The organism is Tautonia plasticadhaerens (assembly GCF_007752535.1).
Classification (GTDB): Bacteria; Planctomycetota; Planctomycetia; order Isosphaerales; family Isosphaeraceae; genus Tautonia; species Tautonia plasticadhaerens.
The window spans coordinates 4,735,603-4,749,901 of the sequence record NZ_CP036426.1 but is presented as its reverse complement, the minus strand read 5'-3'; the positions used below and the strand labels follow the sequence as shown (position 1 = coordinate 4,749,901).

Genomic DNA, 14,299 nt, shown 5'->3' with positions numbered 1-14,299 from the left:
ATCCCCTCTTCTAATCGTCAGGGAGTCCAAGAATATGACCGGTCCCAGGCCGTCCCGCCGCAGCTTCCTCCGCAACTCGGCCGTCGCCGCCGTCGGCACCGCCTCGATGGCCCGCGTGCCCAACGCCTTCGCCGCCGGATCCGACGAGATCAAGGTCGGCGTCATCGGCTGCGGCGGCCGGGGCACTGGCGCCGCCGAGAACATCTGCGAGGCCGCCAACGGCACCCACAACGTCAAGATCCACGCCCTGGCCGACGTCTTCCAGGGCCAGGTCGACAGGTGCGCCGATCAGCTCTCGAAGAACGACGTCGTCGGCGAGCGGTTCGACGTCTCGGATGAGCGCCGGTTCGCCGGCTTCGACGCCTACCAGCAGGTCATCGACAGCTGCGACCTGATCATCCTGGCCACCCCCCCCGGCTTCCGCCCGCAGCACCTGGAGGCCGCGGTCGCGGCCGGCAAGAACATCTTCTGCGAGAAGCCCGTGGCCGTCGACGGCGCCGGCATCCGCAAGGTGCTCGCCGCCGCCGAGGAGGCCAAGAAGAAGGGCCTGGCGATCGTCACCGGCACCCAGCGCCGCCACCAGGCCGGCTACATCGAGTCGATGAGGAAGATCGCCGAGGGGGCCCTCGGCGACGTGATCACCGCCCGGGTCTTCTGGAACCAGGGGAACATCTGGGTCCGCGACCGCCAGCCCGGCATGGACGACATGGCCTACCAGCTCCACAACTGGTACCACTTCCTCTGGCTCTGCGGCGACCACATCGTCGAGCAGCACGTCCACAACCTCGACGTGGCCCGCTGGGCCTTCGACGACGCGGTGCCCGCCTCGTGCGTCGGCATGGGCGGCCAGCAGGTGAACACCGAGGCCGGCTTCGGCCAGAGCTACGACCACTTCGCCGTCGACTACGCCTTCCCCGACGGCCGACACGTGATGAGCATGTGCCGCCAGATCAACGGCTGCGCCAAGGACGTCTCGGAGTACATCGTCGGCGCCAAGGGCACCGCCCACCTGATGCCCAGCAACTACAGCTTCCCCGACGGCCGCCTCCGCGTCCGGGACGAGCTGAACCCCTACGTCCAGGAGCACATCGACCTGCTCGACAGCATCGCCTCCGGCGAGCCGATCAACGAGCTGGAGCGGGTCGCCCACAGCACCCTGATGGCGATCATGGGGCGTGACTCCGCCTACACCGGCAAGGAGATCACCTGGGAGGAGGCCCTGAACTCCTCGCTCGACACCTTCCCCTCCCAGCTCCAGTGGGGCCCCCGCCCCGAGATCATCGTCCCCAAGCCGGGCGTGACCGACTTCGCCTGAGCCGAGATGACCCCCGATCCCCCAGGGCCCGCGGCCGATCCCCGGCCGCGGGCCCTCCTCGTTTCCGACCGCAGCCGCCCTCGACGGCGAAGGTCGGGGGAGACTCGACGGGGTTGCTCCCGGATCTTCCCCTCCCGGTCCGGACCGGGGGCCGGCCGGTCCTCCGGTCGATCCCCCTCTGGAGCGGGGAGGATTGAGCCCGGGTCACGCCTTGCCCTTCGCCTCGGCGATCGGCCCGTAGAACTCCGGGCGGCGGTCGGCGAAGCGGTCGACCTCCTGGACGCCCGGGATCCGGACCAGCTTCTTGGTGCGGGAGAGGCCCGGGTCGAGGTCGGCGATTAGGATCTCCTCCGCCGTCGGGCCGCCGGAGGCGAGCACCAGCCCGGCGGGGTCGACGATCGAGCTCCGGCCGATGAACGGGATCCCGCGCTCGGTGCCGACCCGGTTGACGGCCATCACGAACACCGTGTTCTCGATCGCCCGCACGATCGGCAGGTGCAGGGCGGCCGGCTCGCTGCTGGGGGGCCAGTTGGTGGGGAGCACCAGCACGTCGGCCCCCCGGAGGCTCATCACCCGGGCGGCCTCGGGGAAGGTCCCGTCGTAGCAGATGTGCAGCCCGAGCCGGAGGCCCGCCGCCTCGACCACCCCGAAGGGCCGGTCCCCGGGGTCCGCGAAGCGGTCGACCCCCATGAACGGCAGGTGCACCTTGCGATAGCAGGCCAGCTCGCCCGAGGGCCCGACCAGCGCGCAGGCGTTGAACAGGCGGTCGCCGTCCCGCTCCAGCATCCCGACCACTGCGAAGACCCCGAGGTCGGCGCAGGAGTCGGCCAGGAGGTCGAGGCTCGGCCCGGGGACCGGCTCGGCCTGGGCCATCGCCTCCTCCCGGGAGTCGAAGCAGTACCCGGTCAGGGCACACTCGGGGAAGACGACCACGAGGGCGCCGGCCCCGGCGGCCTCGGCCAGCCGGGTGCGGATCACCCGGAGGTTCCCCCCCCGATCCCCCAGGACCGGGCCCATCTGCACGGCCGATACCCGGACGCTGCTCATCTCGCGGGCTCCCCGATTGCCTTCCGCCCCCGTCGTCCTCCCCGAGCACGCTACCACGACCTCCCCCCCTCCGGCCACGGGCCGATCGCCCCGAAGCGGGCCGGGGCCGCTGGCCCGATGCCCGGCGCCTCGCTAAGATGGATCGCTCCCGAAACCCCCCCGAGTTCGCCGATGCCCTGCTTCGCCGACGACCTCCGACGGTTCGGTCCCGAGTCCGCCGCCCGGGTCACCCGGGAGGAGGCACGCGCCTACTGCGCCGGGCTGACGGCGGCCCACTACGAGAACTTCAGCGTCGTCACCCACCTGACCCCCCCCCATCTCATCCCCGCGTTCCAGGCGGTCTATGCGTTCTGCCGGTGGTCCGACGACCTGGGGGATGAGGTCGGCGACCGGTCCAGGGCCACGGAACTCCTCTCCTGGTGGCGGGGGGAACTCCGGGCGATGTTCGAGGGCGAGCCGGCCCACCCGGTGATGGTCGCCCTGCGGGGCGTGGTGGAGGAGTTCTCCATCCCGATCGACCCGTTCGAGGCGCTCATCTCGGCCTTCGAGCAGGACCAGGTCGTCACCGACTACGACTCCTATGAGCAGCTGCTCGACTACTGCACCCGGTCGGCCGACCCCGTCGGCCGGCTGGTCCTCTACCTCGGCCGGGCCCATACCCCCGAGAATCGGGCGCTCTCCGACGCCACCTGCACCGCCTTGCAGCTGGCGAACTTCTGGCAGGACGTCTCCCGGGACCTCGACCTCGACCGGGTCTACCTCCCCAGGGAGGACCGCGAGCGCTTCGGCTACCCGGACGAGCACCTGAGGGCGAAGCGGTTCACCCCGGGCTTCGCCCGGTTGCTCGCCTTCGAGGTCGACCGGGCGAGGGCGCTGTTCCGCGTCGGGGCCCCGCTGGCCGGCCGGATGCCCGGCCGCCTGGCGATCGACGTGGAGCTGTTCACCCGGGGGGGCCTGGCGATCCTCGACCGGATCGAGGCCCAGGGCTTCGACGTCTTCCGGCGCCGGCCGACCGTCGGCAAGGCGGCCAAGCTCGGCCTGCTGTTCCGGTCGATCCTGGCCCGATCGCTCCGGTCGGGGGCCGGGAGGGATCGCCCCGACCCCGGGATTCGGCGGAAGGACCCGGCCGCCGTCGCGGCCGGCCCGGCGGAGGGCCGCCGATGACCGACGCGCTCGCCGAGAGCTACCGGTTCTGCAACGCCCTCTCGCGCCGGGAGGCGAAGAACTTCTACTATTCGTTCCTGCTGCTGCCCCCGGGCCTGCGGCGGTCGATGTGCGCCCTGTATGCCTTCCTCCGCCACACCGACGACCTGGCGGACGAGCCGGGGACGATCGGGGCCAAGCGGGCCTCGCTCGTCGGGTGGCGATCGGGGCTCGACCGGGCCCTCGACGGCGCCCCCTCGCTCGACTGGCCGGGCCTGCCCGCCCTGGCCGACGCGGTCCGGCGACACGCGATCCCGCCGAGGTTCCTGCATGCGGTGATCGACGGCGTGGAGATGGACCTGGAGCCCCGGCCGTTCGCGACCTTCCAGGACCTGCACGGGTACTGCTACCGGGTCGCCTCGGCCGTCGGGCTCTGCTGCATCCACATCTGGGGCTACGACTCCGAGGGCGGCGAGGCCGAGCGGCTGGCCGAGTCGTGCGGCGTCGCCCTGCAACTGACCAACATCCTCCGGGACGTCCGGGAGGACGCCCAGCTCGGCCGGGTCTACCTGCCGATGGAGGATCTCGACCGCTTCGGCGTCTCCCCCGAGGAGCTGACGGCGACGTCGCCGAGCGACCGGCTCCGGGAGTTGCTCGCCTTCCAGGGGGAGCGGGCGTACGGCTTCTACGGCGAGTCGGGGCCCCTGATCCGCCTGGTCGCCCCCGTGGGCCGGCCGGTGCTGGCGGCGATCGTGGGGATCTACCGGGCCCTGCTCGACGAGATCGCCCGGCGGGACTACGACGTGCTCGCCTCCCGGGTCGCCCTGCCCGCCTGGCGGAAGGCGGCGATCACCGCCGGGGCCCTGGCCGGCCGCCTCTCCCGCCCGCGACCCCGACCGGAGGGCCTGACCCCGTGATCGAGGCCCGACCCACCGACCCCGACCTCGACCCGCCGGCCGCGGGGACCGGCCGCCGCCCGAGCCCCCCCCGGGTCGTCGTCGTCGGCGGCGGCCTGGCGGGCCTGGCCGCCGCCTCCCGACTGGTCCGGCTCGGCCTGGAGATCACGCTGCTGGAGAGCCGCCCCCGGCTCGGCGGCCGGGCCTCCTCGTTCGTCGACCCCGCCACCGGCGAGCCGGTCGATAATTGCCAGCATGTCAGCATGGCCTGCTGCACCAACCTCGCCGACTTCTGCCGGCGGGTCGGCACCGCCGACCTGTTCCGTCGCGTGCCGGAAATCGTCTTCCTCGACGATCGGGGGAGGACCTCCCGGCTCCGGGCCGGTCCCTTGCCGGCGCCGATGCACCTCACCGGGAGCTTCCTCGCCGCGAGGTACCTGACGTTTGCCGAGAAGCTGCGCGTCGGCTTCGGGATGGCCTGCCTGCGGTTCGCCGGCCGGGACCGGCCCGGGGAGTCGTTCGACGCCTGGCTCCGACGCCACGGCCAGACCGATCGCACGATCGAGCGCTTCTGGGGCACCGTCCTGGTCTCGGCCCTCAACGAGCGGCTCGACCGGATGGACGTCGGCCACGCCCGCAAGGTCTTCCTCGACGGCTTCCTCCGCAACCGGACCGGCTTCCGGATGGAGATCCCGACCGTCCCGCTGGGGGAACTCTACGGCGTCCGGCTCAGGCAATGGCTGGAGGCCGAGGGGGTCGAGATCCGCCTCAAGGCGGGCGTCCGGTCGATCGAGGTCGACGACGAGGGAGGTGCCGTCTCGGGGGTGACGCTCCGGTCCGGGAAGCTCATCCCGGCCGACTTCGTCGTGCTCGCCGTGCCATACGACCGGGTCCGGGCCCTCGTCCCCGACCGCGAGGCCGGGCGGATCCCCGGGCTCGACGGCCTGGGACGGATGGAGTCCTCGCCGATCACCGGCGTGCATTTCTGGTTCGACCGGCCGGTCTGCCCGCCGCAACTGGAGCACGCGGTGACGGTCGGCCGGCTGATCCAGTGGGTCTTCAACCACTCGGCGATCCAGGGCCGGGAGCCCGAGGGGGGCGGCCAGTACCTGCAACTGGTCATCAGCGCCTCCTACGACCTGCTCCCCCTGGACAAGGTCGCCATCCGGGACCGGGTGCTCGCGGACCTCGCCTCGATCTGGCCGTCGGCCAGGGAGGCCAGGCTCCTGCGATGGTGGGCGGTCACCGAGCACGGCGCGACCTTCTCGGTGCGCCCGGGGGTCGAGGGCCTCCGGCCCGATCAGCGGACGCCGATCGACGGCCTGTTCCTCTCCGGGGACTGGACCGCCACCGGCTGGCCGGCCACGATGGAAGGGGCCGTGCGCAGCGGGTACCTCGCCGCCGAGGGGATCCTGGCCGACCTGGGCCTCCCCCGATCCCTCGTCCGTCCCGACCTGCCGACCGCCCCCCTGGCCCGGCTCCTGCTCGGCCGGGCGGAGACTCGCCCGCCCATCCCCCCGGGGTCGGCCCGGCGTACCCCCCTGGCCCGCTGATCCGGATCGGCCCCCCCTCCCAGGACGGACGACGGCTCATCGGCCGGACACGCGCAGCTTCCGGAAGCGATGGAGCGTGCCCCGAGGCCCCCGGGAGGGCCAGACCGCGATCGCCAGCAGCACCGCCCCCAGCCCCCCGACCGCCAGGGCGGCGTAGCGGAGGGTCGGGACCCCGCCGAGGTCCGAGACGACCCAGAGGGCGTTCATCCACATCCAGGCGTTCAGCGCCAGGTCGTCGTCGAGCCGGGGCCCTCGTCTCCGGTCCAGCAGCAAGAGCAGCGCCCCCGTCGCCAGGGTCAGGCCGGTCGCCAGGTAGGCCGGCCAGGCGAGCTGGGCGAGCCAGAGCCCGTCCATGGCGAACCAGGCGACCGAGTTGACCGGGTCGACGACCCGCTTGGAATACATCGAAGCCCGCTTCATGGCCCTTGCGCCCCCCCGCCCGGCATCGCGTCGTCCCGCCCTTCAAGTGACAGAGAAATCGGCGGGAGCCCCGGTTAGAATGGAGCTTTCGCCCCGGCGTCGACCGGGAGCCTCCGCAACTCCCTCCCGACCCGCCGGAAAGGTCCGATGGTGAACCATCCCCCCCTGCATGTCGTCGCCTTCGGCCGTCCGGGAAGCGGCAAGAGCAGCCTGGCCGAGCGTCTGGGAGAGGCCCACGGGTTCGCGATGGTCCGCACCGGTGTGCTGCTCCGGGACGCCGTCCGCCAGGGCGACGCCCTCGGCCGGCAGGTCGAGGCCCTGCTCGCCGCCGGCCGCCTCGTCCCCGACGACCTCGCCTACGAGGTGCTGGCCCGGGACCTCTCCGCCCTGCGACACAACCGCCTCCTCTTCGACGGCTTCCCGAGGACCCTGGGGCAGGTCCCGCTGATGGCCCGGCTGGAGCAGGCCGTCGGGTTCGAGATCGAGCGGTACGTCGAGATCGCCGTCTCCCCCGACGAGGCCCTCGCCCGGATGGGGGGCCGCCGCGTCTGCCCGACCTGCGCCGCCACCTACCACCTCCGCAAGAGCCCGCCGAAGGCCGAGGGCGTCTGCGACCGCGACGGCACCCCCCTCGTCGGCCGGGCCGACGACGCCCCGGAGGTCCTCGGCGTCCGCCAGGCCGTCTACGACGAGCACACCGGCCCCGTCGTCGAGCACTACCGCCGCACCGCCCCCGACCGCTTCGTCGCCATCGACGGCGAGCAGCCCTTCGAGGAAGTCTCCCGGGACCTGGAGCGGGCCCTCGGCCTCTCCTGAATCCCCCTCCCCTTCTCCCCGATCGCGGGAGCGGGCCGGGGCGAGGGGCCAGGACCGGGACGCCGGTCCTCTTGCTCGATGACTCGATCCCCACCCCGACCGGGCCCGGCCCACCCACCGGCCCCCGAGGGGGAGGGCCGGGGCGAGCGCCGGGCGTGGCGAGCCGGTCAGTCCCCGAGGACCGGCCAGGCCCCGTCGTGGCCGAGCCGATCGGCCAGCTCCGAGGCCCATCGGTACGAGGCCGGGTCCGTCTCGTCGTCGACGGTGACGGGCCTCGGGTAGAGCAGGCCGATCCCCCGATCGAGGTCCATCATCCGATCGAGATTGAGGAAGATCGGCCCACCCTGAAGCGTCTCCGGCACCTGTCGGAGCCTCACCCGGCGGACCCCCGGCTCGAACGCCGCCGCCCAGACCGCCAGCGGGGCCTCGGCGCGGGCCGCCGTCAGGTCGATGGCCGCGTCGGCAAGCTCGGGGATCGCGCCGATCGCGGCGATCGCCCGGCGGAGATCCCAGGTCCGCATCCCCGCCAGACTCTGCCCGATCAGCGGGAACCGGCGTCGGAGGTGCGTCCCCTCCTCCTCGGGCCAGGCGGTCGCGCCGATGCCCCGGGTGAAGACGAAGACGATCGGCACGCCCGGATCCTCCTCCCCGGCGATCGCCCGGAAATGGCGGAGGGCGTCGGCCGGTGAACCCGATCCCTCCGGAGGTGCCTCTCCCCGGGCGACCGGCTTCAGTTTGGCGATCAACGATTCGGCCAACTCGTCCGGAATGACGATCAGGTTGACCCGATCCGGGTCTTCCCCCGACGGCTCGGCCAGGATCAGCAATTCCAGCCGGATCCCGGGCTGCGAGGTGTACTCGATCAGGGAGACGGCGACCCCGTCCCGCTCCCCCTGGGCGACCCGTTCGACCTGGAGCGGGGCCGCCTCGTCCGGCTCCGGCCAGCCGTGGAAGACCTCCTGGCGGAGCGAATCGAGCCAGGACGATCGGAGCGATTCCCAACGCTCGGGCGACTCCGGCACCGGCGGTGCCTCGGCCTTCGGCACGAACGATTCGTCGATCGAGGCGTTGCGAGCGTCGCTCGGGATCGGCTCGTCGACGTCGAGCACCTTCAGGTCCTCGATCGGGACGTGTCGGTCGGGCTCCTCGATGTCGCCGGGGTCGGTCGGCTGGCCCTTGAGCCAGGTGTTCATGAAGGCGAACGAAGGGTGTCGGATCTCCTCGGTGTCGGCATGCCCCCCCTCGCCGATCACCAGGCCGAGGCGGTCGGCGGCGTCGTACCAGCCGTAGACGGTTTCGAGCTGCTCGTAGATGCGTCGGACGCCGGCCTCGGGGAAGATGGGGTCGCGGTTCGTGTTCTCGACGAGCAGGGGCTTGGGCGCGACGAGGGCGGCGAGAACTTCGAAGTCCCAGCGGTCGGTGTTGACGAGGTACATGCAGTCGCAATGCCCCTCGATGACGCCGTCGGCGTGGGCGCCGGTCGGGCCCCCTTCGAGCAGGTGATCGTGGAGGTCGGTGATCCCGGCCACGGGGATGACGGCGGCGAGACGGTCGTCGAGGGCGCCGAGATACCAGGACATTGCGCCTCCCCCGGATCGGCCGGTGACCCCGATGCGGTCGGGGTCCACCTCGGGCCGGGATTGCAGGTAGTCGATCGCCCGGATGCCGTTCCAGACCTCGACCCCGGCCGGGGTGTAGCCCCGGGACTGCCACCACCACTTCCCCTCCCGGTAGGTGCCGTGGTGCAGGCCGGGGACCTCGCCGAGCTGGAGCGTGTCGACCACGAGGCAGACGTACCCGTTCGCCGCGTACCAAGAGGCGTGGTGCTGGTAGTGGGCCTTGCAGCCGTAGATGACGCCGTCCCGGACCACGTTCGCGTGGCCGCAGACGTAGAGGATCGCCGGGAGCCGCTCCCCCTCCGCCACCTCCTTCGGCCGGTAGAGGTTCGCGGTGACGTACAGGCCGGGGGAGGATTGGTAGAGGATCCGCTCGACGACGAAGTCGGGCCGGTCGACGGTCCCCCGGATCTCGACCTCCAGGTCGGTCCGCTCGGGCATCGGGTCGAGGCCGAGCATGGACCGGAGTCGGGCCTGCAATTCGGGCCGACGGGCCTGCCACTCGTCGAGGGAATCGATGCCGAGCAGCGGCTCGGCGGCGATCCGATCGACCTCGGCGGCGAAGTAGGCCGAGAGCGGGGCGTCGTCCCCATCCTGGGCGGAGGCGGGCGGGGCGAGGGCCAGGCAGAGGAGGGTGGCCGCGGCGATCCGGGGGGGGCGGGGCATGATCGGGTTCCTCCGGTCGGGGGGCGTCGGGGGGGTCAGCCGCTGTTGCTGGGGAGGTCTCGACGGTTGAAGAGGACCAGGGCGAGGATCGAGCCGGCCGCGAAGACGCCATAGAGCGTCGCCAGGTCGAGGTACTGCTCCCGGGTCCCCTCCAGGGTGAGGCCGACCGGGCCGTGGTACTGGAATGCGGAGAGGTCGGCCACCCACTCGTAGTCCTCGTACTGCCGGGCGAAGATCAGCGCGGCGATCCCGCCGAGGGTGATGCCGAGGCCGAGGATCCCGGCCCGGGCCCGGGACAGGTCGGCGGCCGAGATCGGCAGGGTGTAGCCGAAGACGGCCAGGCCGAGCCCGGCGATCGAGCCGACCATCGGCAGGTATTCCAGCGGCCCCGGCCTCGCGTTGAGGCGGAAGATCCACCCCGAGGCGAGGTGCCCCCCCGCCAACGCCAGGCCGAGCAGGGCGAAGGCGATCGCCGTGGCGAGGATCTGGGCCAGCAGGTAGGTGGACCTCCGGACCGGCCGGGAGAGGGTCAGGTCCAGCGTCCCGCGCTCGATCTCGCCGGCCACCGCGGCCGACGCCCGGGAGATCGCCCAGCCGAGCACCGCGAGGAAGATGAGCGGGTGGTTGGCGATGGCCACCTGCATCAGCAAGGTCGGCGAGTCCTCCCGGGAGACGGCGAAGATCCGGTCGTTCGGCACGCCGAAGGCGGAGTAGATCACCCCCCCGGGGGGCCTCCGCCTCCTCCCCCCGTCCGGGCCATCCCCATCCCCCTGCCCTTCGGGGTCGTCGGCCGAACCGGCGTCGGGGCCGTCGTCCCGGGTCACCTCGGAGGCGGGCTCGGTCTCGGGCTCGGGGGGATACTGGTAGGCCGAGATGCCCCAGTCCCAGAGGATCGCCAGGCTGAAGAAGGCGAGCGTCGAGGCGATCAGCGACCATCGCGTCTCGCCGAGCTGCTTGAAGGCGATCGTCAGCAGGGCCATCATCGGTCCTCGGGGTCGAGCACGGCGCTGGGGCCGTGGTAGCGGTCGTAGAGGGCGCGGAGGTCCTCGGTGCCGATCGCCAGGTCGGCGACCGGCTGGGAGGCGAGCCACCCGAGCAGCGGCAGGGCCGGTCCCCGATGCTCCAGCAGCAGGACCTCGCCGTTGCGCTCCCGGACGCCCAGCTCCAGTTCCTCAGGGAACGAGGCCGGCGGATCGCCCTGGAACCGGACGAGCAGCAGCCGGAGGTTCCGCCGCCGCTCGTGCATGTCCTCGACGTGCATCAGCCGGCCCCGCCGCATAATCGCCACGCGGTCGGCCACCTGCTCGACCTCCGAGAGGACGTGGCCGGAGAAGATCACCGTCTGGCCGGCGTCCCGGGCCTCCCGGACGAGCCGGAGCACGTCGTTGCGGGCCGAGGGGTCGAGCGCCGAGGTCGGCTCGTCGAGGATGAGCACGTCGACCGGGTCGGCGAACGCCTGGGCCAGCGCGAGCTTCTGCTTCATGCCGGTCGAGAAGGTCCGGACCTTCTTCCCCAGGTCCAGACCCATCACCGTCTCGGCCAGCGCGACGGCCCGGTCCAGGCCCGAGCCGCCCCTCAGGGCGTTCAGGTATCTCAGGAGCTGGGCCCCCCGGGACGCCCCCGGCAGGCGGACCTCGCCCGGCAGGTACGAGACCCGGCGACGGACCTCCAGGCTGTGCCTCCAGCTATCGAAGCCGTCGACCGAGGCCGAGCCGGCGGTCGGCCTCAGCAGGCCGAGCAGCATCCGGATCGTCGTCGTCTTGCCCGAGCCATTGGGCCCGAGCAGGCCGAAGACCTCCCCACGCCGGATCTCCATCGAGACGTCCCGGACGGCCCGGGACTTCCCGTAGTGCTTGGTCAACCCCTGGGTGACGATCATCCTCGATCCCCGGCCCCGACCGGTCGCCCCGGCCCGCCTCCCCCCTCGGGGGCGGGCTCCCGGAGCGACCATTGTAGTGCCCCCCTCGCCCCGAAGCGACGAGGAGGGTCGGGAGCCGGGCCGATCCGATCGGCCTCCGGGAGGTCGATCAGAGGCGCGAGAACTCGTCCCTCGGGTCGTCCTCGGCGCGATAGGAGACGATCACGTCGGCCCACTTGTATTCCGGGGGCGGCGGGTCGAGCCAGCCCTTGTCCCGGAAGACGTTGACGATCGTCTCGAACAGGGAATACCGGCCCTCGACCCGGATGTCGTAGGCGCGGTATCGGGGGTTGTCGGGGTGGGTGGGCGGTCGCTTCCGCCAGGCCTTCACCAGGTCGACGTGCTCCCCCCAGCGGACCCGGTGGGTCGTGGTCGGGAGCCCGACCGGGAGGGCCTGGGTGGGGAATTCCGCGGATAGGCTGCTCATGGTCGTCGCCCCCCCGGAGATTCCATCGCCGGGGTGAGCCCTCGTCTACCGGATCTCCTAGGGAATCCCATCCGGGGGAATCGGCCCCGATCTTCCCCCACCTGCCGGGGGGGCCTCGTCGATCGGGCCCGCTCGAAGGAGCTTCGGGCGCGGGCCGTCCCGCGCCTTCCCCCACGATTATCCGACCTTACGCACGTCGACGCCCCTCTGGGACGGTGACGCGTCAAGAAATTCTCCGGTGTTTTAACTCAGTGTCAAGAAGAGATTTGCAAATCGAAATCGGCATCGTATCCCGCATGGACGCCCGCTTCCGATTTCCCAATCGTGCTCGATTTGACGCAGTCCTGGATGCGTGCGGGATGCGGCCCCGGGGGGTGTAGGCGACGCCGATCGGCGCGCGACGCCCCCCATGCGGGGGCGTCGCCTCGTCCTCGGGCGAGGGAAATCGATCAGGCCGCCACCCGGCCCGGGGGCGTGGCCTCGTCCTCGGGCAGGAGGTGCGGATGCACGACGAGGTCGTAGAGCAGGATCCCGGCCACGCCGCCGACCAGCGGGCCGACGATCGGGACCCAGAAGTAGAAGTCGTGCGTCCGGAAGGCCGAGGGGCCCCAGCCGAGCAGCATCGCGGCGACTCGGGGGCCGAGGTCCCGGGCGGGGTTGATCGCGTAGCCGGTCAGGCCGCCCAGCGACAGGCCGATCGAGAAGACGAGCAGCCCGTTGAGCAGCGGCTCGAAGTAGCCCCGGAAGTGGGCGTTGCGGCGGTCGGAGAGGGCCCGGACGCCGATCAGGAGCACGGCCGTCCCGAGCGCCTCGCTGAAGACGTTCCGCCAGGTCACCCCGAACGCGGGCGCCGTGAAGAAGACCCCCGCGCCCCCCGCCGCCGGGCCGGCCAGCCGGCCCTCGGCCATCGCCCCCCGGGTAATCCCCTCGGCCTGCTCGAACGCCCGGAAGGCCTCGGCGTAGTCGACGTAGACGAGCATCGCCCCGACGAAGGCCCCGAGCACCTGCGCCCCCCAGTACGGCAGCACCCGACCCAGGGGGAACTGGCCCCGGACGGCCAGGGCCAGCGTCACGGCCGGGTTGATGTGGCCGCCGCTGAGCCGGCCGCTCAGGTAGACGCCCAGCGCCACGGCCAGGCCCCAGCCGGTGGTGATGACGATCCAGTCGGCCTGCTTGCCCAGCAGGACCACGGAGGCGACGACGCCGTCCCCCAGCAGCACCAGCAGCGCCGTGCCGAGGAACTCGCCGATCAGGGCCGATTTCAGCGGAGGTGGATTCATGATCGGAGCAAGGTAGTCCCCCCCCGCCACGGCCGCAAGGGGCGTCTCACCCCGGCCCTTTTGGCCGATCACCCCTCGCCCAGCTCCCGGATCCGAAGCTCCCGGAATTCGACCCGGCCGTCGTGGCATTGCAGTCCGATCCGGCCGGCCTCCCGCCCCAGGCCGGTGTGCTCCGATTCCAGCTCCGGGTGGCGGTCGATCCGGTCGTCGACCACGGTCCGGCCGTTCAGGACGATGACGACCCGGGGGCCGACGGCCCGGATCTCCAGGTCGTTCCACGCGCCGGGCGGCTCCAGGTGGCCGGGATCGGCCGGGGCGACGTGGTAGATCGACCCGCAACGCTGCCAGGGCTGGATGTCGGCATAGCGGGGGTGGCCGTCGTCGAGGATCTGGATCTCCATTCCCGTCCGGGAGATGTGCGAGGTATCGGCCGGGGCCCGGAGGTAGACGCCCGAGTTGCTCCCCGGCTCCGCGATCCGGAACCGGAGGCGCAGCTCGAAGTCCCCGAAGTCCCGGTCGGTGCCGACCCAGCCGCCCCCCTTCCCGTCCATGACGAGGCAGGAGTCCTCGACCTTCCAGGCGTCCGGGTTCTGGCCGCCGAAGCGTTCCCAGCCGTCGATCGACTCGCCGTCGAACAGGGGGGCGAACCCGGGTTCGTCGGTCGGCCTCGGCGCGTCGTCCCCGGGGGCCAGGACGATCGCGATCAACGTGGCGAAGGCGGCGGTGCAGCTCATCGGCAATCGGCCTCGATCTCGGAGGGATGGGTCGGGTCGGGTCAGGTCGAGCCCCAGGGCCGCACGATCGCCGCGCCCTCCAGGCTCGGGTCGTCGGTGGCGGTGATCCGGAACCGGAGGCCGGGCTCGACCGGCACGGGCAGTTCCAGCCGGAGCCTCAGGCAGGTGCAGTCCCGCTCGCTGATCGAGCCGAGCGGATGGCGTCGGACGACCTTCGCACCCACGTCGGCGGTCCGGATGTGGGCCTCCCAGGCCGAGCCCTCGACGCAGCGCTCGAGGAACTCGTCCACTCGATCCGGGTCGGCGACGGTCACCAGGGCGTCGACCCGGTCGACTTCCCGGGCGTCTGGGTCCTTGCCGGGCATGGGGTCGCTCCCTCGGGCTGCGTCGATCGGTCTCGATCCCCGGGCGGTCGGCGTTCCTCGCCGTGGCGGCCTGTCCTCCCGGGCCATCGAGGAGCGGAGCGGG

14 protein-coding genes are annotated in these 14,299 nt (G+C 72.2%); 5 read left to right on the top strand and 9 right to left on the bottom strand.

Going from position 1 to position 14,299, the window contains the following annotated elements:
• Positions 1-34 precede the first annotated feature (34 nt).
• Positions 35-1,315 (top strand): Gfo/Idh/MocA family protein, encoded by a 1,281-nt coding sequence (locus tag ElP_RS19115; RefSeq protein WP_197446172.1) that lies wholly within the window; start codon positions 35-37, stop codon positions 1,313-1,315.
• 204 nt (positions 1,316-1,519) lie between these two features.
• Here ElP_RS19115 and ElP_RS19110 read toward each other — a convergent pair whose 3' ends face one another.
• Entirely contained in the window at positions 1,520-2,362 is an 843-nt protein-coding gene (locus ElP_RS19110; protein ID WP_145271988.1) for a carbon-nitrogen hydrolase family protein, read from the bottom strand.
• A gap of 171 nt (positions 2,363-2,533) precedes the next feature.
• Between ElP_RS19110 and hpnC the strand changes: the two genes are divergently transcribed.
• From hpnC to hpnE, 3 genes are read left to right on the top strand one after another with little or no spacing between them, the layout of a single operon-like run.
• Positions 2,534-3,526 (top strand): squalene synthase HpnC, encoded by a 993-nt coding sequence (hpnC, locus tag ElP_RS19105; RefSeq protein WP_231749181.1) that lies wholly within the window; start codon positions 2,534-2,536, stop codon positions 3,524-3,526.
• Complete coding sequence (locus ElP_RS19100; RefSeq protein WP_145278544.1) at positions 3,523-4,422, top strand: phytoene/squalene synthase family protein; 900 nt, start codon at positions 3,523-3,525, stop codon at positions 4,420-4,422. Before hpnC ends, ElP_RS19100 begins: the two co-directional genes overlap by 4 nt.
• Positions 4,419-5,954 (top strand): hydroxysqualene dehydroxylase HpnE, encoded by a 1,536-nt coding sequence (gene hpnE / locus ElP_RS19095; RefSeq protein ID WP_231749180.1) that lies wholly within the window; start codon positions 4,419-4,421, stop codon positions 5,952-5,954. Before ElP_RS19100 ends, hpnE begins: the two co-directional genes overlap by 4 nt.
• A 36-nt stretch (positions 5,955-5,990) precedes the next feature.
• Here hpnE and ElP_RS19090 read toward each other — a convergent pair whose 3' ends face one another.
• Complete coding sequence (locus ElP_RS19090) at positions 5,991-6,374, bottom strand: hypothetical protein (RefSeq protein ID WP_145271986.1); 384 nt, start codon at positions 6,372-6,374, stop codon at positions 5,991-5,993.
• A 147-nt stretch (positions 6,375-6,521) separates the two neighbouring features.
• Between ElP_RS19090 and ElP_RS19085 the strand changes: the two genes are divergently transcribed.
• Positions 6,522-7,190, top strand: a complete 669-nt coding sequence (locus ElP_RS19085; RefSeq protein WP_145271984.1) for an adenylate kinase family protein — start codon at positions 6,522-6,524, stop codon at positions 7,188-7,190.
• Positions 7,191-7,357: 167 nt separating this feature from the next.
• Here ElP_RS19085 and ElP_RS19080 read toward each other — a convergent pair whose 3' ends face one another.
• The 7 genes from ElP_RS19080 to ElP_RS19050 form a co-directional block, all read right to left on the bottom strand.
• Positions 7,358-9,472 carry an alpha/beta hydrolase family protein gene (locus ElP_RS19080; RefSeq protein ID WP_145271982.1) on the bottom strand — a complete coding sequence of 705 codons (2,115 nt, stop codon included), beginning with the start codon at positions 9,470-9,472 and terminating at the stop codon, positions 7,358-7,360.
• Positions 9,473-9,507: 35 nt separating this feature from the next.
• Positions 9,508-10,455 carry an ABC transporter permease subunit gene (locus tag ElP_RS40700; RefSeq protein ID WP_145271980.1) on the bottom strand — a complete coding sequence of 316 codons (948 nt, stop codon included), beginning with the start codon at positions 10,453-10,455 and terminating at the stop codon, positions 9,508-9,510.
• Complete coding sequence (locus ElP_RS19070; RefSeq protein WP_145271978.1) at positions 10,452-11,351, bottom strand: ABC transporter ATP-binding protein; 900 nt, start codon at positions 11,349-11,351, stop codon at positions 10,452-10,454. Before ElP_RS19070 ends, ElP_RS40700 begins: the two co-directional genes overlap by 4 nt.
• A gap of 148 nt (positions 11,352-11,499) precedes the next feature.
• Positions 11,500-11,817, bottom strand: a complete 318-nt coding sequence (locus tag ElP_RS19065; protein WP_145271976.1) for a hypothetical protein — start codon at positions 11,815-11,817, stop codon at positions 11,500-11,502.
• A gap of 449 nt (positions 11,818-12,266) precedes the next feature.
• Positions 12,267-13,097 carry an MIP/aquaporin family protein gene (locus ElP_RS19060; RefSeq protein ID WP_145271974.1) on the bottom strand — a complete coding sequence of 277 codons (831 nt, stop codon included), beginning with the start codon at positions 13,095-13,097 and terminating at the stop codon, positions 12,267-12,269.
• 68 nt (positions 13,098-13,165) lie between these two features.
• The gene (locus ElP_RS19055; protein WP_145271972.1) at positions 13,166-13,831 is read right to left on the bottom strand and encodes a 3-keto-disaccharide hydrolase; all 666 of its coding nucleotides are present in this window, start codon (positions 13,829-13,831) and stop codon (positions 13,166-13,168) included.
• 41 nt (positions 13,832-13,872) lie between these two features.
• A complete protein-coding gene (locus ElP_RS19050; protein ID WP_145271970.1) occupies positions 13,873-14,196 on the bottom strand; it encodes a hypothetical protein in 324 nt (107 codons plus the stop codon).
• Positions 14,197-14,299: the final 103 nt, after the last annotated feature.